This is a genomic window from Sphingobium sp. TA15 (assembly GCF_037101235.1).
Taxonomy (GTDB): domain Bacteria; phylum Pseudomonadota; class Alphaproteobacteria; order Sphingomonadales; family Sphingomonadaceae; genus Sphingobium; species Sphingobium indicum.
In genome coordinates this window covers 1,016,193-1,032,928 of record NZ_AP025355.1, presented here as the reverse complement: position 1 = coordinate 1,032,928, position 16,736 = coordinate 1,016,193, and the positions used below count along the sequence as shown (strand labels likewise).

The 16,736-nt window shown below is 61.3% G+C and carries 22 protein-coding genes; 21 read left to right on the top strand and 1 reads right to left on the bottom strand.

From position 1 onward, the window contains the following. Nucleotides 1-6 precede the first annotated feature (6 nt). From Sj15T_RS05105 to Sj15T_RS05055, 11 genes are all read left to right on the top strand, one after another. Entirely contained in the window at nucleotides 7-1,035 is a 1,029-nt protein-coding gene (locus tag Sj15T_RS05105) for a hypothetical protein (protein WP_013041600.1), read from the top strand. Nucleotides 1,036-1,105: 70 nt separating this feature from the next. Beyond that, the gene (locus Sj15T_RS05100; RefSeq protein ID WP_013041599.1) at nucleotides 1,106-1,339 is read left to right on the top strand and encodes a hypothetical protein; all 234 of its coding nucleotides are present in this window, start codon (nucleotides 1,106-1,108) and stop codon (nucleotides 1,337-1,339) included. Between the two features lie 190 nt (nucleotides 1,340-1,529). Beyond that, a complete protein-coding gene (locus Sj15T_RS05095; RefSeq protein ID WP_253720786.1) occupies nucleotides 1,530-3,905 on the top strand; it encodes a DNA cytosine methyltransferase in 2,376 nt (791 codons plus the stop codon). Beyond that, nucleotides 3,902-4,348 (top strand): hypothetical protein, encoded by a 447-nt coding sequence (locus tag Sj15T_RS05090; protein WP_253720784.1) that lies wholly within the window; start codon nucleotides 3,902-3,904, stop codon nucleotides 4,346-4,348. The genes Sj15T_RS05095 and Sj15T_RS05090 overlap by 4 nt, the downstream gene beginning before the upstream one ends. A gap of 119 nt (nucleotides 4,349-4,467) precedes the next feature. Continuing rightward, nucleotides 4,468-4,929, top strand: a complete 462-nt coding sequence (locus Sj15T_RS05085) for a hypothetical protein (protein ID WP_013041596.1) — start codon at nucleotides 4,468-4,470, stop codon at nucleotides 4,927-4,929. A gap of 263 nt (nucleotides 4,930-5,192) precedes the next feature. Then, nucleotides 5,193-5,894 (top strand): hypothetical protein, encoded by a 702-nt coding sequence (locus Sj15T_RS05080; RefSeq protein WP_013041594.1) that lies wholly within the window; start codon nucleotides 5,193-5,195, stop codon nucleotides 5,892-5,894. Nucleotides 5,895-5,950: 56 nt separating this feature from the next. Next, the gene (locus Sj15T_RS05075) at nucleotides 5,951-6,451 is read left to right on the top strand and encodes a hypothetical protein (RefSeq protein ID WP_013041593.1); all 501 of its coding nucleotides are present in this window, start codon (nucleotides 5,951-5,953) and stop codon (nucleotides 6,449-6,451) included. 25 nt (nucleotides 6,452-6,476) lie between these two features. After that, nucleotides 6,477-7,025, top strand: coding sequence for a hypothetical protein (locus Sj15T_RS05070; RefSeq protein WP_013041592.1), 549 nt, complete (start codon nucleotides 6,477-6,479; stop codon nucleotides 7,023-7,025). Between the two features lie 110 nt (nucleotides 7,026-7,135). After that, nucleotides 7,136-7,666: a hypothetical protein gene (locus Sj15T_RS05065; protein WP_013041591.1), complete on the top strand. Its 531-nt coding sequence runs from the start codon at nucleotides 7,136-7,138 to the stop codon at nucleotides 7,664-7,666. Between the two features lie 139 nt (nucleotides 7,667-7,805). Then, nucleotides 7,806-8,672, top strand: a complete 867-nt coding sequence (locus Sj15T_RS05060; protein ID WP_013041590.1) for a hypothetical protein — start codon at nucleotides 7,806-7,808, stop codon at nucleotides 8,670-8,672. A 338-nt stretch (nucleotides 8,673-9,010) separates the two neighbouring features. Next, the gene (locus Sj15T_RS05055; RefSeq protein WP_253720782.1) at nucleotides 9,011-9,673 is read left to right on the top strand and encodes a hypothetical protein; all 663 of its coding nucleotides are present in this window, start codon (nucleotides 9,011-9,013) and stop codon (nucleotides 9,671-9,673) included. 30 nt (nucleotides 9,674-9,703) lie between these two features. Here Sj15T_RS05055 and Sj15T_RS05050 read toward each other — a convergent pair whose 3' ends face one another. After that, the gene (locus Sj15T_RS05050; protein ID WP_013041587.1) at nucleotides 9,704-9,898 is read right to left on the bottom strand and encodes a hypothetical protein; all 195 of its coding nucleotides are present in this window, start codon (nucleotides 9,896-9,898) and stop codon (nucleotides 9,704-9,706) included. Nucleotides 9,899-10,012: 114 nt separating this feature from the next. Between Sj15T_RS05050 and Sj15T_RS05045 the strand changes: the two genes are divergently transcribed. The 10 genes from Sj15T_RS05045 to Sj15T_RS05000 all read left to right on the top strand — a co-directional run bounded on the left by Sj15T_RS05045 (nucleotide 10,013) and on the right by Sj15T_RS05000 (nucleotide 16,707). Next, nucleotides 10,013-10,501 carry a hypothetical protein gene (locus Sj15T_RS05045; protein WP_013041586.1) on the top strand — a complete coding sequence of 163 codons (489 nt, stop codon included), beginning with the start codon at nucleotides 10,013-10,015 and terminating at the stop codon, nucleotides 10,499-10,501. Nucleotides 10,502-10,658: 157 nt separating this feature from the next. Beyond that, complete coding sequence (locus tag Sj15T_RS05040; RefSeq protein WP_013041585.1) at nucleotides 10,659-11,306, top strand: hypothetical protein; 648 nt, start codon at nucleotides 10,659-10,661, stop codon at nucleotides 11,304-11,306. An 11-nt stretch (nucleotides 11,307-11,317) separates the two neighbouring features. Continuing rightward, nucleotides 11,318-11,782, top strand: coding sequence for a hypothetical protein (locus Sj15T_RS05035; protein WP_013041584.1), 465 nt, complete (start codon nucleotides 11,318-11,320; stop codon nucleotides 11,780-11,782). After that, nucleotides 11,779-12,231, top strand: a complete 453-nt coding sequence (locus tag Sj15T_RS05030) for a hypothetical protein (RefSeq protein WP_013041583.1) — start codon at nucleotides 11,779-11,781, stop codon at nucleotides 12,229-12,231. The genes Sj15T_RS05035 and Sj15T_RS05030 overlap by 4 nt, the downstream gene beginning before the upstream one ends. After that, nucleotides 12,228-13,349, top strand: a complete 1,122-nt coding sequence (locus tag Sj15T_RS05025) for a phosphoadenosine phosphosulfate reductase family protein (protein ID WP_013041582.1) — start codon at nucleotides 12,228-12,230, stop codon at nucleotides 13,347-13,349. The genes Sj15T_RS05030 and Sj15T_RS05025 overlap by 4 nt, the downstream gene beginning before the upstream one ends. Then, nucleotides 13,346-13,711 (top strand): transposase, encoded by a 366-nt coding sequence (locus Sj15T_RS05020; RefSeq protein WP_338756205.1) that lies wholly within the window; start codon nucleotides 13,346-13,348, stop codon nucleotides 13,709-13,711. Before Sj15T_RS05025 ends, Sj15T_RS05020 begins: the two co-directional genes overlap by 4 nt. A gap of 1 nt (nucleotide 13,712) precedes the next feature. After that, nucleotides 13,713-13,952: a hypothetical protein gene (locus Sj15T_RS05015; RefSeq protein WP_013040167.1), complete on the top strand. Its 240-nt coding sequence runs from the start codon at nucleotides 13,713-13,715 to the stop codon at nucleotides 13,950-13,952. Between the two features lie 267 nt (nucleotides 13,953-14,219). After that, entirely contained in the window at nucleotides 14,220-15,023 is an 804-nt protein-coding gene (locus Sj15T_RS05010) for an N-6 DNA methylase (RefSeq protein WP_013040166.1), read from the top strand. Nucleotides 15,024-15,576: 553 nt separating this feature from the next. Continuing rightward, on the top strand, nucleotides 15,577-16,236 hold the full coding sequence (locus Sj15T_RS05005) for a hypothetical protein (protein WP_041385895.1): 660 nt from the start codon (nucleotides 15,577-15,579) through the stop codon (nucleotides 16,234-16,236). A gap of 36 nt (nucleotides 16,237-16,272) precedes the next feature. Continuing rightward, nucleotides 16,273-16,707 carry a DUF4262 domain-containing protein gene (locus Sj15T_RS05000; RefSeq protein WP_013040164.1) on the top strand — a complete coding sequence of 145 codons (435 nt, stop codon included), beginning with the start codon at nucleotides 16,273-16,275 and terminating at the stop codon, nucleotides 16,705-16,707. The last annotated feature ends 29 nt before the right edge of the window (nucleotides 16,708-16,736 follow it).

Sequence of the window (16,736 nt, the reverse complement as noted above, 5' to 3'; positions counted from 1 at the left end):
CACGCCATGCCCATCGAGATCGTTGTCGGCCTTCCCCATCTGTCGGAAGGCCCGATCCTTCAGCGCGCCCGTGCGATGGGTGTCCCGGCCCTTATTTCAGCCAATTGTCTGTCACGATGGAAGCGCCGTGATGGGTGGCGGGAATGGGCGGGATGGAGGCTCGGAACCCTGGCCAATGCCGCAGGCCTCCGTAGCCTTGACCTCGATTGCGGCGGATTTTCAGCAATGGTCCGGTACAACGGAATACCGTGGAGCGTGGATGAATATATGGCGCTCGCCGCCAGCTATCCGTTTCGCCGCTTCGCGAGCCTCGACTATTGTTGCGAGGAAGCCGTTGCACGGGATCGCGAGGAAGTGCTTGACCGAATATCGCGCACAATCCGCGCGAACCGCGACTGCAGGATGCGCGCCGCCGATCTCGGTATCCTCGACCGCCTTATGCCAGTCATCCAAGGCCGTCTGCCCACTGACTATGAACGCTGCGTCGATGCACTCTGGCAATCCATGAAGCCGGGCACCATCATCGGAATTGGCAGCGTTTGCAGAAGACAAATTTTCGGGCCTGAAGGTCTTATCGCCGTCTTCGAGCATCTCGACCGCATCCTCCCAAAGGGCGTTTTTTGCCATGGATTCGGAGTAAAGGGAGATTGCTTGCCTTATCTGAAGGGGCTCGAGCATCGCGTGATCGCGGTCGATAGCCAGGCATATGGTACCCTTGCCAGAGTCGATGCCAATCAGCGCGGTGTCGCAAAAACCGACAGGCTGGTTGCCGACCATATGGAACGATGGACGGCGCGCCAATTGCAGCGCCGCTCAGAGCCAGCCCGGCCTCGACAGGGCGAACTTGGTCTGGGGGCCCCGGAACCCCGCCCGGCTGACCGCTGGCAGCGCGCCATCGCCCAAGCATATCAGGAAATCCGCGCTAAAATCGAGATGGGCGACCTCGATCATAATGAAATTACGGCCGGATGGATCCAGGAATGGGCGGCCGACATCTATACGGCTGAAGAGGGCGACGACGCGCAAAATCCCTGACCCGCGAGATTTCCGGATTTCCACAAACACCGGGCTGAACGCCCTTGACTGCATTCACAGGAGGTATGTCATGCGCATTGACTACAGCATCCAGGGCAGCTTTTCGGTGCCGGAGGGCTCCGCCTTTCTTCCTGGCTCCGCAAATCTGGTCCGCCTGCCCGGCGGACAGGTCATATCCGTCCATCCCGTCATCGAGATGGCGAGCGACGCCAATGCAGATGACCACCGCAACCTCAATTATGAGGAAGCCCGCGCACTGGACGTAATTCTCGAAGATTATGAACGCAGTTCAGTGCCTTGGTGACGCTGTCCCGGGACAGCCTGCACTAGCAAAGCTGCATACCAAAGATGCGTGAGGCGCCGGCCGGCCGAGCATCGTGACGCCATGACCCTTCCGGCCATCGGGCCGGCCAAGAGGGGAGCGGGGGAAGGGGATCGAAACGTCCTCCAGCCCGGAAAGTCCCCCAATGCTCCATGCAGCGCCCTCTACGCGCGTGATCCGTCACGCCCATGTCTTCTGCGGCCTTGGTGCCGGTGCCCGCGGCTTCAATATGGCCAAGGCACGGGTCGGCAATGTCGTCGCGCGTTTCCTCTGCACCGGCGGGATCGACGTCGATGCCGGGGCCATCCGCAATTTCGAGCGGCTGACCGGTACACCAGGTACGGTCATGGACCTGTTCTCGCGCGAGCAGTATCGCGCCTTCCACGGTCATGAACCGCCTCCTGGCTGGCGAGAGGCGACGCCTGCCGACGTTTGGCGCGCGCTCGTCGGCGCCGACGGCATCCGGCCGGATGTCATTTTCCTCTCCGCGCCATGCAAGGGCTTCTCCGGCCTGCTGAGTTCGAAACAGGCGCTGACGGAACGCTACCAGGCTTTGAACGCGCTCACCCTGCGCGGCGTCTGGCTCATCTGCGAGGCGTTCAAGGATGGGCCCATTCCCATCATTCTTTTCGAGAACGTGCCGCGAATCCAAACCCGGGGTCGCGCTCTTCTTGATCATATCTCCGCGATCCTGCGGGCCTATCGCTACAACATCGCGGAGACGGTGCATGATTGCGGTGAATTGGGCGGTCTGGCGCAGAGCCGCAAGCGCTTCCTGCTCATCGCGCGCCAGCGCGAGATCATCCCTAACTTCATTTACGAGCCCGAGAAAAAGCGCCTGCGCGGCGTCGGCGAGGTGATTGGCAAGCTGCCGCTTCCCGGCGATCCGGTGGCCGGCGCCATGCATCGCATTCCGATGCTGCAGTGGAAAACATGGCTCAGGCTGGCGCTTGTCCCCGCGGGCCGCGATTGGCGGGCGCTCAACGAACTTGCCGTCGTCGATGGCGTATTGCGCGACTACGGGATCGTCCCGGACCGGCCGCTCCGCGAGAATGCGCTCGGCGTGATGGATTGGGCCGATACGGCCGGCGTCGTCATCGGCAATCAGCGCTCCCCCCTTCACGGACGGCACAGCGTCGCCGACCCGCGCCCCCACTCGGCGGACTGGAATTCCGACGTGCTCGGCGTCCGCACCTGGTCCGACGCTTCGGGTACCGTCCCTGGCCGAAGCGGTCCCACCAACGGCGCCCATTCGGTCGCGGATCCCCGCTACGCGGCGCGAGACCGTGCCTCGACGCTCGGTGTACGCGCCTGGACGGAAACCGCCGGCACGGTTCAGGGCGAAAGCTATCCGACCAATGGCAGCTTCTCTGTCGCTGATCCGCGCCCGGCCTATGGGATAAGCACGCACCGCCATGTGCTCGGCGTCAATCCCTGGACACGCGCCTCATATACCATCATCGGCTCGGCCAAGCCGAGTTCGGGATCCTTCGCGGTCGCCGATCCCCGCATCGCTGGTCATCCCAAATCCGTTCAGATGGGCGTTCGCCCATGGACGAAACCCGCCGGTGTCGTCACGGGCAGCATGGTCGCTGGCGGCGGCCCCAACTCGGTTGCCGACCCCCGCATCAGCGCAAGCCCGCGCTTCAACAACATCTATCGGGTCGTCGCCTTCAACGCTGCCACACCCTCCGTCGCTGATCCGAGGATGGAGACCAGGGACTACAAGACAACAAAATATAAGATCACGCCTTGGTCCGGCCAGACTCGGACCGTCATTGGCGCCAGCACGACCGGAGACGGAGCCTATGCCGTTGCCGATCCGCGTACCGGCTATGGGCCTAATTCGCACCGAAACAAGATGCGCGTCGTCTCGGCCGAGGCACCGGCTCCCACGGTCACCGGCAGCGATCGGGTGGGTTCGGGCGCGCTGTCCGTCGCCGACCCACGTCCACTCGGCCTCAACAGCCCCGGACGCGACGGATATGCGACGCAAGGCCATTATGGCGTCGTCGGCTGGGGAGATCGCAGCTATGCGGTTCCAGCCTACGCCAAATATGACCGAGGCCATTGGTCGGTCGCCGATCCCCGCCACGAGGAAGGGAATCCCTCGTGCGATGATGGGCCAAGCCCTTCACTTCCGGCGCCGGATGATCGGCTCGTTGCCCGCATCATTGCGCTTGACGGAACCTGGCACCGACCGTTCACGACGCTGGATCTCGCTGCGCTACAGTCGATCGTCGATCCCGAAGCCATTTTCTATCAGGATCGTGACGGTGTCTGGCATGCCCGCATGCCCTTTGACCTCGAGAGTGAAAGCGATTCCGAGAAACGCGAGTGGATCGGCAACGCGGTCCCAAGCGAGAGCGCGGCCGAGATCGGCAGCGTCATCGGCGAGGCGATCCTTCTCGCCGAAATGGGTGAAACCTTCACGCTCTCCGAAAAGACGATCTGGGTTTCCCCGGTCCGCGTCGCACTAGCTGTCGATAGCTGGCAGGCGGCGACCGATCTCGATGGAATGGGCGATATCATGAGGCTCGTCCAATGACCGAGCGATCCAGCCGCGCCGAGGTCCGCAATCCGGTACTCCGCCTGCCAGCCATTGCGAACTTGCAGGCCCTCGATCCTGCGATCCGCCAGATCATCCGCACAATATTGCTCGAACTCCGCGCCGATGCCCGCGCTTTGGCGGAAAAGAGCTGGCGCCAGCGTAAAGCGCCCATGGCGAGTTACTGGGCTGCTGTCTCCGTGTACTCGGGGCATTTTGCACGAGCCATTTCCAATAATCTATCCTCCGTAGCAAAGAGGAGAAGGAGTGAAGTCATGGAAAATGCAGTGTCAATATGCGGACCTTGGGGTGAACATCCCGACTATCCAGTGGACGACTGGAAATATGAAGTCGTGAATGGCGAAACCAGGCTCGGATATTGGAGCTGGGTCGCATCTCACGACGCTCAGGCGGACGAACCTATACCCTCCTTGCCAAACTGATCTGTGCGCCGCCTTTGCCTGCGTCCGCCAACCACGGCGCGCGTGGTGCCCCTCCCGCATCTCGATAACTCTCAACCCGCCCGGCACACGCCGGGCTTTTTCATATCAGGAGAAGATCAATGACCAAGACAGCCCAATCCATCTATGACGAAGCGGTTTTAGGCGCGACCATTTGTTACTCGGATGGCACACCGCGGCCACCGGATCGCTTCAAACGCAAGTTGCGCGCCTGGGAAGCCCGTAACGGCAGGGGACGTCTTACCCGCCGGTCTCCGGGGAGTAGGGGCAGCCGACCTTATCCTGCAACCTTCACCCTGCACGAAGGCAATTATGGCAGCGAGGGCGTCATCATCCTGTCGGTGAACAGGATATTTTCAGTCGCCGACGAGCGCGCTTTCGAGATTGTTGATGTTCCATCCCCGGGAGCTGCCCTGGTCTTGCACCGATGGAGCGACGAACCCGAACTGCTTCATGTTGCCGCGGACCGCGCTGCCGCTGAAAGCTGGCGCGATCGCCACGGATATCCCAACGCCTATATCGAAATCGTCGGCGAAGCGGAGTCCGTCACCAAGGTGGCCTGACGTGTCGGTCCCTTTCAAAAACGAGGCTGGCGACCATCTTCGCCGGCTCGAACACCTCGCGATAGCCCGTCACCTAAGCACGGGCGTTCCTCACTGTATCGTTCAGCGGTCGCCCGCAGCTTCACCGGTTATCCTGCCGGAAGCCGACGTCATTGCAGGCGGCCCGATGCTGATCGACTCCATCCTCTGGAGCACTGACACGGCCGAGACCGACGGATTCGACCCAGCACTCCTGGCCTGACAATCCGAAAAGGAAAATCCACATGACGCAGGCAGCGCCAGCGAACCCCTCGCCACGTTTGTACAGCCAGACCGAACATGATGATCGGGGCAACTTTCACTATCAAGGCGATCTCTACCGTGAGCGCGAACCCTTGCCATCGATCTGCAAGCGCATCGAACGGCACTTGCCCCAGATCTTCGGTGACGCTCAGTTTTCGGTTCGACGCCAATCCTCCACAGGCAGCCGGACGATCATTGCCGAACTTCTCGATGCAGCGGAGGATCTCCAGGACAGGGCGGCACGCGATGCGTTCACCGCCAGGGTCCGCGACCAGATCGAACGCTTCAGCTTCACCCGATCGAATTTCTACCAGGACTATATCAGTTGCGCCTTCTCTACCGACGTGCGCATCGGCCCCGCCTATTGGGCTGCGCTTGCCGCGCGGCGCGGCAACGCCAATCCGGTGGCATCGCTGATCCCGCTCACTGCCTTCAAACGCCAGCTCAAACCCGGCGACCAACTCAAACTCGTTTCCGCCTCGGCGGGTCATCCCGCGCTGGGGGCCACGCGGACGGTACAGGCCGTGCGATCGGGGGACCTCATCTTCGAAGGCAAAATCTATCTCAGCTTTCCCCGTGCATCCTGCTTTGCTTGTGATGGAAAGCGCGTCCGTTTTGCCATCGGCAGCGAATACGAACCCGATAGACACCTCGTCTACGAGTGGCTGCAGATTGGACTGTAAAGGCCGCAAGTCCTGCATCAGATGAAGCATTACATCCCACCACTAGGACAGGATCGATGAACATCGAACTTCGCAAGCTCAAGCTCAACCGGCAGCTCTCGGAGGAGACCAACTGCTACTCCGCGGAAATCTGGATAGATGGCGTGCGCGCCTTTCTCGCCGGAAACCACGGCCATGGTGGTGCGGATCATTACCGTCAGGTCGGAACACTCTCCGAGCAGGAGGTTGATGCCTGGCTCAAGGCCAACCGTCCGAAAATCCTCATCGCTGATGTGGAACTGGATCACAGCCTCGAGATCGAGGTTTCCGACCTGATTGCGGAGCATCAACAGGTGGCAGCCCTCCGGCGCAAGGCCAGAACACATCTCCTCACGATCGAAGATGGTCAAATATTCAGCCGACCTCTGAAGGGTCGGGATCCAGACGCTTTTGCCGTTCATCTCCGTCGCACCAAGCCGGATCTTGTGGTTATCCAGGAGCAGGGTGACGACGGATTCAAGCGCGCAGCGCGACTGCTGATCGGGGCGGCAAGAGTGAAGGAGGGAAGGGGGCGATGAGCAGCTGATATGCAAGGAAACCGTCATGTCCCCACAGCCCACGATCTTCCTCGGCGGATCCCGCAGCATCACCCGCCTTCACCCCGCGATCATTGACCGGATGTCGCGGATCGTGGCGGGCGGATATCGGATCCTGATCGGAGACGCCGACGGGATCGACAGCGCCCTGCAACGCTTCCTCGCCGAAACAGGCTATCGGGATGTCACCATCTTCTGCTCTGGGGAACGCCCTCGCAACTATCATGGTCCATGGACCATACACCGCATCCACGCCCCGTTTTGCGCCCACGGCTATGAATTCCATGCCGTCAAAGACCGTGCGATGTCTGATGCCGCCGACCTGGGTTTCATGATCTGGGACGGCGCTAGCCCGGGTTCAGCGCTCAATGCCCTCCGGCTTACTGGTCAGGGAAAACCGGTCTTCATCTTCGATTCCCCCGCAGGCACCACCATTCGCCTCGAAACGGTCTGCGACTGGACGACATATATTGGGCGCCATCCTGCCAGGATCCGGGCATCGCTACGAACCAGAGCCACACCGGCCGAATGGGCTATGATCCACGCAGATTTCTGATCGCGGTCTGATCACGCCCGCGGCATCGCACTCAGACAGGGCCTGCCGGATGCAGCGCGGCCGGCAATCTGCACCCGGCCAATCTGTCACCAATCCATAGGGAGGCGTTCATGGCCATCCACGATCTCATAGAGGCTTATATCGCGACACCGGCAGCTGAGGCCGAGCAGAAGATTCTGCGCGCCGCTCAGCTTCTGGGCCCTGGCTGCCTCATGCCAATCAGTCCAGTCGACAGCCCGATCTCCCGGAGCGCTCGACCGTGTATCAACGACGCCGTCAATCTTGTCCTGCTGGCATGGTCACTCTGTCCGCTGGACGATGATGCCCAGCATCTCTTTCACGATCTCGGCATGGCGGCTTTGGCTCGGCTTGCCACCGCGCTGGGTTTCGCATCCGGTGCCTGTTCAAACCTGTGGCAATATGGCGAAGCCAGCACATCCGGCGATCTCTATATGTTCGCCGGCGAGTTCGTCTTCAGCCTCACACTGGATCAGGTTATGATCGGCGAGGAACTGGCGATCACGCGATCCGGCGATGGCTCCGGCTCGACCTTTATCGCAGCCTCGATCTGCGAACTCCTCCGCCCGGACATTTTGGCCGCTCGGGTCCGCTCCGAACTGCATTACACGACCCCATACTGATCTCAGCAGCCCCTTTGCGACGCGCGTTTGCCAGCAAGGCGCCGCCACTTTCGTCATGCCCAGCGCAAAGCCCACCTGCCTCCTCGATCCAGCCCGGGATTGAGGGACCGACACTATCGCGCGCCTTGAGGAGAAGACCATGCGCATCCAGCATTCAACAAGCATCGATCATCTGATCCATGCCGCGGCGGAGACTGTCGCCAACGAGTATCTGAGCATTTCTACCGCGACCGAGCATGAATTCCGCAATGAACGGGAGCGGACCCGCTATGCGGCGCTTGTCCGCGCGTGGGGCCTATTTGCCCATGGCGACCGCTTCCTTGCCTGTCTCGCTGAACCGGCTGTCGACGCCCAAGCCATCCCGGCAGAGCGACCCGTCCGCCCGGTCTGCTCACATTGCGGCAGCGATAGTCTTGTCCGCGACGCCAGCGCCCGCTGGGATGCCGACGCTCAGGACTGGGCGATCAGCGGGGTCTACGATTGCACCTTCTGTGACGAATGTTCGGCCGAGTCCGACGATCTTTGCAAATGGGTGCCGCTTCCGCCAGCCGACCCAACCCCGCTGGAGCCTTGCCTCAGTGCGCGGGTTCGCATCCTCGAACGCCCCCGGGTCGGAGGCGATCGCTTCCGCAATCGCGAGGGCGTCATCGTAAAGGCGCATTTCGCCGGCTTCTACGTGAAGCTCGACAGAACCAGCAGGGAAAAGACGGACAAAACCGAACTGGTCGAGACCGGATTTCTTGAGGTTCTGGCTCTGCCTCGGCCTATCGCCATTGAGGATGGGTTTCAGGCTTTCGAAACCCGTCGCGAGGAATTACGCCGACACCGCAAACCCTCTCGGGCGGACAATCCACTCGAATTCGACCGCCTCGCGCAGCACCTTCGCCAGTCCCGTATCAATTGTGGTGCCGACCATGCCAGATGTGTCGCCCAGGGATTTGCCAGCGATTTCGGCTGGGACGCTGATGAGTTGCTTCACGCAGCTGGCTTGTCGGCGGAAGGCTGAGTCCGATGAACCGCTGCCGCAAGCATATCCCCGAACTGGAGGATATCCCCCTCAACTTCAATCGCGTCTTCTGCCGCAATTGCGGACGCAAAGGACTGCTCTCGAATGGCCGATCCCGCACAGGCAAACGCAGGATCGTCTGGCTGACGACGCAACCGCCCGACGCTCGCGATGGCCCGGGAACCGAACGACCAGCGCCTTAGCTGGCTCCAATCCCCCTCTCGGATCCGTGGCGAACAGCCCGCCCACATAAGCAGGATCTGCACTGGAATCCCCTTCCAGCATTTTTTCCGGAGACAAGCATGAGCACAACCTCTCCGCGCGATCTCGCGCGACTTTTGACGCGCGCCTGCGCGGCCATTCAATTCCTACCGGGCCACGATCCTGCACGGATGGCGCTCATCCAGGATTTGACCGAAGCCTCTCAGAATCTGGGCGCCCTGGGTGATCGATGGCCGATCGAAATCCATGTCGGCACGATCGAGCATAGCGAGGGCGTCAATGGCTATGTTGGCGCGTCCCGATCCGAGCTGATGGAGAAAATCGGCGAATTCTGCCGCGAATGGTGGGACCAGATCAACGACAATCGCGATCCGGCGACGCTCGGTGACGAGGAGGTCGCGAGCGTCTATTCCGAGAAGCATCCCGAGGACCATGTTCATACTGACCGGGTGCAGCTCGAAGCGGCATGGCCTTCTGCGTCCGGATTTCCGATCGAGACAGGCCAATATTGCGTTCTCGGCATCGGGCATCTCTCGATGCCCACCGCAGATGTCCTCGATCAATGGTGTTCCGAAAAATCCGATGATCGCCCTCTGCCGCTGGCCGAGACACCCTATGGGTGGTTCATTCCCACGCGCGAGGTCGATGAAGCGACGCGCGCGGACATCCCGGCGGATCTATTGGCAGTGATGCAATTTGGCCGGGAACGCGGCTTCGAGCATGTCCTGATCGATCGCGATGCCGGCACCACCGATGACCTTCCCCTGTTCACCTGGTAGAAGAAATTCCACACTCTTCCCGCTTTGCCATCAGGCCCGAACGCCTGTGCTCAACAGGTTCAGCCGATCGGCCGCAATCTCGGCGACGCTGGCTTGAACCACATGGCCGCGCCCGCGCAAAATCTCGGCAAGATCGCGGACCATAGCGATCAGGTCGGCGGTGGACACTCCGGCATCGAGGTCACGCAGCACTTGGCGCTCTTCTTCGTCGAGTTCCCGCATCATCATTCCGCCTGGTTGTTCCGGTGCCGACACAGCGCGCCTCATCCAGCGGCGCACAAACTGAGTCGGCCTCGCGGCATCATAGCATCACGGATGTCTCAAGCCTGGAGAAACGTCATGGACGCCCGCCACATCGAAACCCGCCTCGACAGGTTCGCCAAGGAAGGCGGCATCGTTCCGCTCCGGCCATTCTATATCTGGGGTGAGTTCAGGATCGAATGGAATGGCGAAAGCCTCTACAGCGACGAAGCGCACGAATATTGCGAGACCTGCGCTGACGCGCTGCTGGCCAAGTTGCTTCCGCTTCTTCCCGAGGACCAAAGAGAAGATCACCGCGTCTCGGCGACGGAACTCCACCATGAGGACACATCCAAAAACTGCATGATCTGCGGCGCGCTCCTCGATTATGCGCTCAACGAATGTGGTGTTGCCAGTGAACTGGACCACTACCGTGCTTACCCGCCAGCGGGCAAACTTCATCCAGGCGACGCATTCCATATCGCGAGAATGCTCGAAGCCGCCCCGGCAAACCGCGCGGTTCTGCGCCTGGGCAAAGCGGCGATCCAACATCTTCCGCAACATGACGGCGCGCTCGCAACGGCCTGAGTTCAAAACCCGCCACCGCTGTGCCCCCTCACCTCGTTTGGCAAGACCACCCCGAGTGAGGCCATTTCCCGGCGATTTCGACCGTCATCCAGCCAGCAGGAGGTGAGGGGGAGGGGATAGGCGGGCGCGCTTGGTCGCCCCAAACCGGAGTGCCGCCATGTCCTATGATGTTGCCTTTCGCCACCGCCAGGCGCTCGATCCCGCCGCCCTCATCACCACGACGGGGGCCTTGCATGCGCTGTGCGCGGCCATCACGGACTGTCGGAACGCCGGCAAGGACATCGAGACCGACCCCGCCGTGTTGCTGCTCGCGCGCCACCTCGGTTCGGTCGCAACCGATGGCAAACCTGCCGCCTCGGACCTGCGGCGTGCCTGCATCACCGAAATCGGCGAGATCGAGCGAAATCCGTTGTTGCTCCTGCTTGCCCGCCGCTTCGTCAGCTACGATGAGGCGGCAAAGCGCTGTTACCATGCCGAGGGACGAAGAGTTCTCAAGCGCCTCGCCGACGCGCTGCGGCTGGAGCGCGGCGAATATGACATCCATAGTTGCGTCGGGGGGCCGGCTGTCGCAGGCGAAATTTCCCTGCACAGCTCCAACCTCTACGTCATGATCGGCATCGACTGGCCCGACGAACGGCGCCACGTCCTCTTCCGCCGCGTCTCGAGCCGGCAGGACTACACCGGAGGCCCCAATCATTGGGCCTCGATCAAAGAGGTCCTCTCGCCCGACATCTTCGTGGAACGCCTGACCCGCGAACTCCAGCTCACCCCGCCGGCCGCCGCCCCGGCCCGCCTCTTTGCCTGACGGAGGACATCATGCAGATACTCGCTGCCCGCAAACGGATTGCGGGAACGCTCCCGCTTGCCGAATACCGGATCCTGATCCCTTTCGATGCGATCACGCCCACGCGGTCCGCCCTCATCTCGATGCGCTCGAACTACGGCGTCGAAGGCGGTCCCTATGCCCGCCTGCCCGAGGTGATCGCGCCGCTCGACTGGCTCAGGATGGAACCCGGCCTCGCCAAATATGATGCCGGCCGCGACATCGATCGCATCGCCAAACAGATCGAGGCGGTGCTGCTTCACGCGATTTTCCCCGAAATGACCGCCAACCCGGTGCCACCGATCTACCGGTCCCCCCGAGAAATCACCACCACCGTCATCCGCGCGCACATCAACGACATCTCTGACGGCTATCGCTTCCTCCATCGCAAAGGCGTGACCCCTAGTGGCGACGCGCCCTTCGGGCTCCAACTGCTCCCGCAGTCGAGGGCGGCATGACGACCTTAGATCTCGCGGAGCGGATCATTGCCGACTTTGCTTGTGCTGAATCCCGTCTGCGGTTGATCAAGCCGGTCCCCCATCATGAATGGCTGGTCCCTCCCGGCGAACTATATTGGTTTGCCGGTGACGTCCCGACATCTGTCGCCCACGGCGCCTCAATCTTCCTGCGCAGGACGCCGGCCGATCCCCTTCTGGAAGATCAAATCCATATCGAGGTTCGGCTATTCTGGGATGAACCATGGCGCATGGACAAGCCGGCAACCCATCGTGCGATCCTGTGGTGCGAACGCGGACCGCGCTTCTTTGGACGATCGACCTCGCTGATCGGAAGTGGCGCGAGCTTCTTTTATGCCTGCTGCATCGAACATCTCTGCGAAGACGTCATCGAGGCCATCGGCACGGCCTTGTACGTTTGGAATCGTCTCCGGGAGGGCACGCGATCATGACGCCCGCCCTCGCAGCCAATATCGCGCTGCCACCCGTCGCCATCGACGCAACGATAGAACGGGCCATCCGCGATCGAGCCTGGTTCGTCTTCAGCCTGTCCGGCGGCAAGGACAGCGGCGCCACGGCTGCCACCGTTTCGGCGCTGCTGGATTCCATCGGCCACCCGCGCTCCAGACGCCTGGCCATTCACGCTGATCTTGGACGCGCCGAATGGCGTACAACCCCTTCGACCGTTGAAGCGGTATCCCGCCATCTCGGCCTTCCACTCATCGTGGTGCGCCGTCGCGCCGGCGACATGGTCGATCGCTGGGAGCAGCGGTTTCGCGACGGCTGCCGTCGCTATGCAGACCTCCTGACCTATAATTTGATCGGTCCGTGGTCGAGTTCAGCCTTGAGGTTTTGTTCGTCGGAATTGAAGGCGAATGTCATCGGCCCCGAGCTGGCTCGACGCCTTCGTGGCGAAACAGTCGTTCAGGTCATCGGTATCCGTCGCGACGAAAGCAGCGCTCGCCAGCTGACGCCAGTTTCGAAACTCGATATTCGCTTCGCTCCAAGCGGAAATGCAGCCGGCACCAGGATGATGCTCTGGCATCCGCTGATCGACTGGACAGCGCAGGATGTCTTCGCGGCCCATGAGCAATATCATGTACCTCTGCACGAGGCTTATGCCCGTGGTTCGACCCGTTTGTCTTGCGCGTTTTGCGTCCTTGCATCGCTTCCGGACCTGACGATCGCCGCCAATGTTCAGGACAATCTTTCCCTCTATCACCACCTGGTCGGTCTCGAGGCGCACTCCACCTTTTCGTTTCAGCCAGCCCGATGGCTCGCCGACGTCGCACCTGACCATCTCCCTGAAACATTGAAGCGCGACATAGATCAAGCGCGCTGCGACGCCGGCCGACGGCGCTCGCTGGAAGCGTCTCTCCCCAAGGGTCTACGGTTTGTCAAAGGATGGCCACCACGCCTTCCGACATGGGACGAAGCGGTTCGCATTGCCGAGGTTCGCGCTGAACTTCTCTACCGCCACGCGCTGCAGCACCGCTATCCCACCGCGACTATGATCCGAGATCGATTTGCCGCGCTGATCGAAGAACGCGACCTCAAGAGGGCCGCATGACGAGAATCCTTGCCAGGATCGACCGATGGATCGTCGACGTCGATATCGATCCATGCCCGCCGCTTGGCTGGCGCTTCTGGACATTGCCGGGTTTCCCTACCGATCCCGTCGAGCCGCATCCCTATGGCGGAACGCGCTGCCTCGCGCTCGCGCTGATTGACTGGGATGACAGCGCACAATGGCTCTGCGCGATGGAACGGGACGAAAGCTTCCGACTCTTCGCCACCCACGATCTTTTCCCGTGCGCCGCGCAGCACGGCGTCGAAGCTTTCGCCAGCGCAATGCTCGCGCGGCACGCCGTCCAGCCGGACATGTTTGCAGGTGGGTACTCGCCATCCGGCAACCCAAGCAAGAGAGCGTGATATGACCCTCCAGATACACAAGATCGTCCTGCAAGTGACGATCCTACTCGACCGCTCGGACCGCCCCCGACTCTACTCTATGGGGCTGGAGAACATCGCGCGTGAAATGGACGAAGGCGGATTCGTCGGCATGGTATCGACGCTGTCGGACCAGCCGTTGAAACCTGGCGATGTCCATGAGGAACTGCTCGCGATCGGGAATGACGGGTGCTTCTTCGATCTGACCAGCTTCTCCCGCTGACGCCTGCCGCGCCCAAGTACCCCTCAATCTTGGCCTGGTGAGCAGAGGGGGAGGGGCAAAGTCGATCGGGCGAGGCCTTGGGCCTTGCCAGGATCATCAGCACGGCCCTGGGGCGCCCGTCCTCTCGATCACATCTGCTCATCCTTGCGCCCCAAGCACCCGCCAATCCTCCCGCCTTGAGCCCGTCCAACCTCAACTCGATGGCCGATGCGTCACCGAGGTCGGGGATGTTCGGGCCGACGGGCCCAATCGAGCAGGAAAATGCCGATGGCCACACAGTCCGAGCACATCAAGAATGCGCTGAAACTCTTTCGATCGACCCAGTATCGGCATGATCTCCATACGCTCTTCTCCGATTGCATGGAAATGATGGCGACGAGCATCTCCAACGCAGTGGATCTGCGCAGCAAGGATGCTCGGGAACAGCGGTATCTCGAAATCGTCGGCCGCTACGATCGCCAGGTTGTCGATACCTTCCCTCGCATCTTCGCGGAGGTCACGATGGCGCTCGAATCCGAGCCCGGCGACGTCCTGGGCGCAATCTTCGGCGAACTCGAACTCCATAATGCGGCTCGAGGACAATTCTTCACGCCCTACAGCGTGTGTCGAATGATGGCTGAAGCGACCGGCATCGACAGTCAGGAAATGCGAGACATCATCGCGTGTGAGGGCTTCGTGACCGCGATGGAACCCGCCTGCGGTGCAGGCGCCATGGTCATCGCGCTCGCCGAAACGATGCGCGGGGCCGACATCAACTACCAGCGCCATCTGCATGTCACGGCCGTCGATATCGACCGGCGGGCAGTCCACATGTGCTATATCCAGCTATCGCTTTTGCATGTTCCCGCGGTGGTCATCGTCGGCGACTCATTGTCGCTCAAAATGCAGGACTATTGGTATACGCCTGCCCATATCCTCGGGGGCTGGACCCAAAAGCTTGCAAACCGCCATCGTCGTCCATCTGATGACGATGCATCGCCGGCGATCGTACGTCCATCTCCCCACGATGCAGGTCCGAGGATCGTCATTGGTCCCCCCGGCCGGCGCGGCGAACAGCTGACGCTGTTTTAAGCCGGGGCCACTCTGCCTTCCATCGTGTGATGTCGACCGTTCAATGCGCTTCGTCATTGCGTCGGGGGCTATTACAGCCAGTGCCGAAGCGGTGACACACAGATCTTGTCGATCCGAGAAGGTCAACAACACGCGGCCACCCTGGAGCTTCTCCTTTACGGGGAGCCTGGCTCACCTCTGTCACTTCGGATTGGCCAATTTCGCACATTTGGCAACAGGCCTGCGCCGGACCACCTTCACGAGGTGGTTCGTGCCTTTCTTGAAGATATCAAGACCGGACGCCATTCGGTCGCGTCAGGCGATATCACGGCCTATCGCAAGAAAATGCGGCGGACAGGCGACCATGCGTGGCGCTCGGCACCGCTTCCACTCGAACATGCACGTGCCGTTTGGCCCCTCTACCGATCGCTTGTGCCGCGAGGCGCCCCTGATGATTTCGACACATGGTGCGCGCAGTCCGGACTCAACGAAGTCTTCGACAGACTTCTCCTGGCGCTCTGCGCTTCGAACAAGCCCAACGCTGGTCAATCTTTTTCCGCCAAGGGAGATATCCATGAACCCTTTTGATCATGCCCGCTCGTCGGTGAGTATTCATGGCGGCGTGACCGAAGATTATCAGGCCGTCCACGACTGGCTCGACGCCAGCAAAGCGACCCAATGTCATTTCACCCACCGTGCACTTCGTCATCACGTTGAGGGAATTGGCCTCGCTGCTGAACTGTTCGGGCCAACCATTCTTAATGCAGATGGTGTGACTGTGCCCACCGACGCCATTGCGCGGCAACATGTCGAAGAGGATTGTTACGGTGTCATCTCGGCGGCAGACTGGCTCGATGACTTTCAGGTCCCTGACTGGCTCCCCTTGAGCGTCCCAAGCGCCGACGAACTTGCCGACTGGAGCGCCCGTCGCTTTGGTGGCTCACCGAGCGCCTATCAACCGCTCCATGCATGGCTCCTCCAAACACAGGACTGGGTGAGCGACACGCGCCATCTGGTCTTTCGCCATCAGGCATTCGGTATATTTGAGGCCGAGGGCCGGTTCGGTCATGCCATCCGACAAGGTACCCGAACGGTGCCGACCCGCGTCGTTGCGGAACAGCATGTTCGCACCGTCATCGGCCGCATACCTGCAGCGACGGACTTCCTTCGACGGATCAAGGGCCAACGCTGGATGCTCCAGGCCGCGTCTCCCGCTTCCCTCGGGCTCGACTGAACCCGACCCAATACCACTTCGATTCCGGAGCCTCCCATGCCCACTTCCCGCGACCCGATGTCCATCGTTCAAGACAATATCGACCGTACCGGACAGCATCTGTTCGCGATCTTCGGATCTGACGATGAACCTGCCTTTGTGTACACGGTCGGTAACGCCGTTCGCGGCCTGCCCGAACTGCTGCTGATCGGCAATTTCAGGGCAACCGTCGCCGGCGGTATCCTCAACGACCTCGGCACCATCATGCGCAAGCAGGAGCGCGCATTGAGCGGCGATATCGGCCTAGGTGGCCGCTACCCGGTCCGCATCCGCCGGGCGAGCGAAGGCGCCAAATTCAAATGGACGATCCAGGCCGGCCAATATCTCGGCCATGACCACTATGATGTCCTTCAAGTCCTTCTCTGCGACTATGATGGTCACTATCCCGGCGAAAGGGGCTGCAATCCGGATTTCGGCGTTCCCCTGGCCTGAATGCCACGCCCACCTCTGATCTCCCGCAA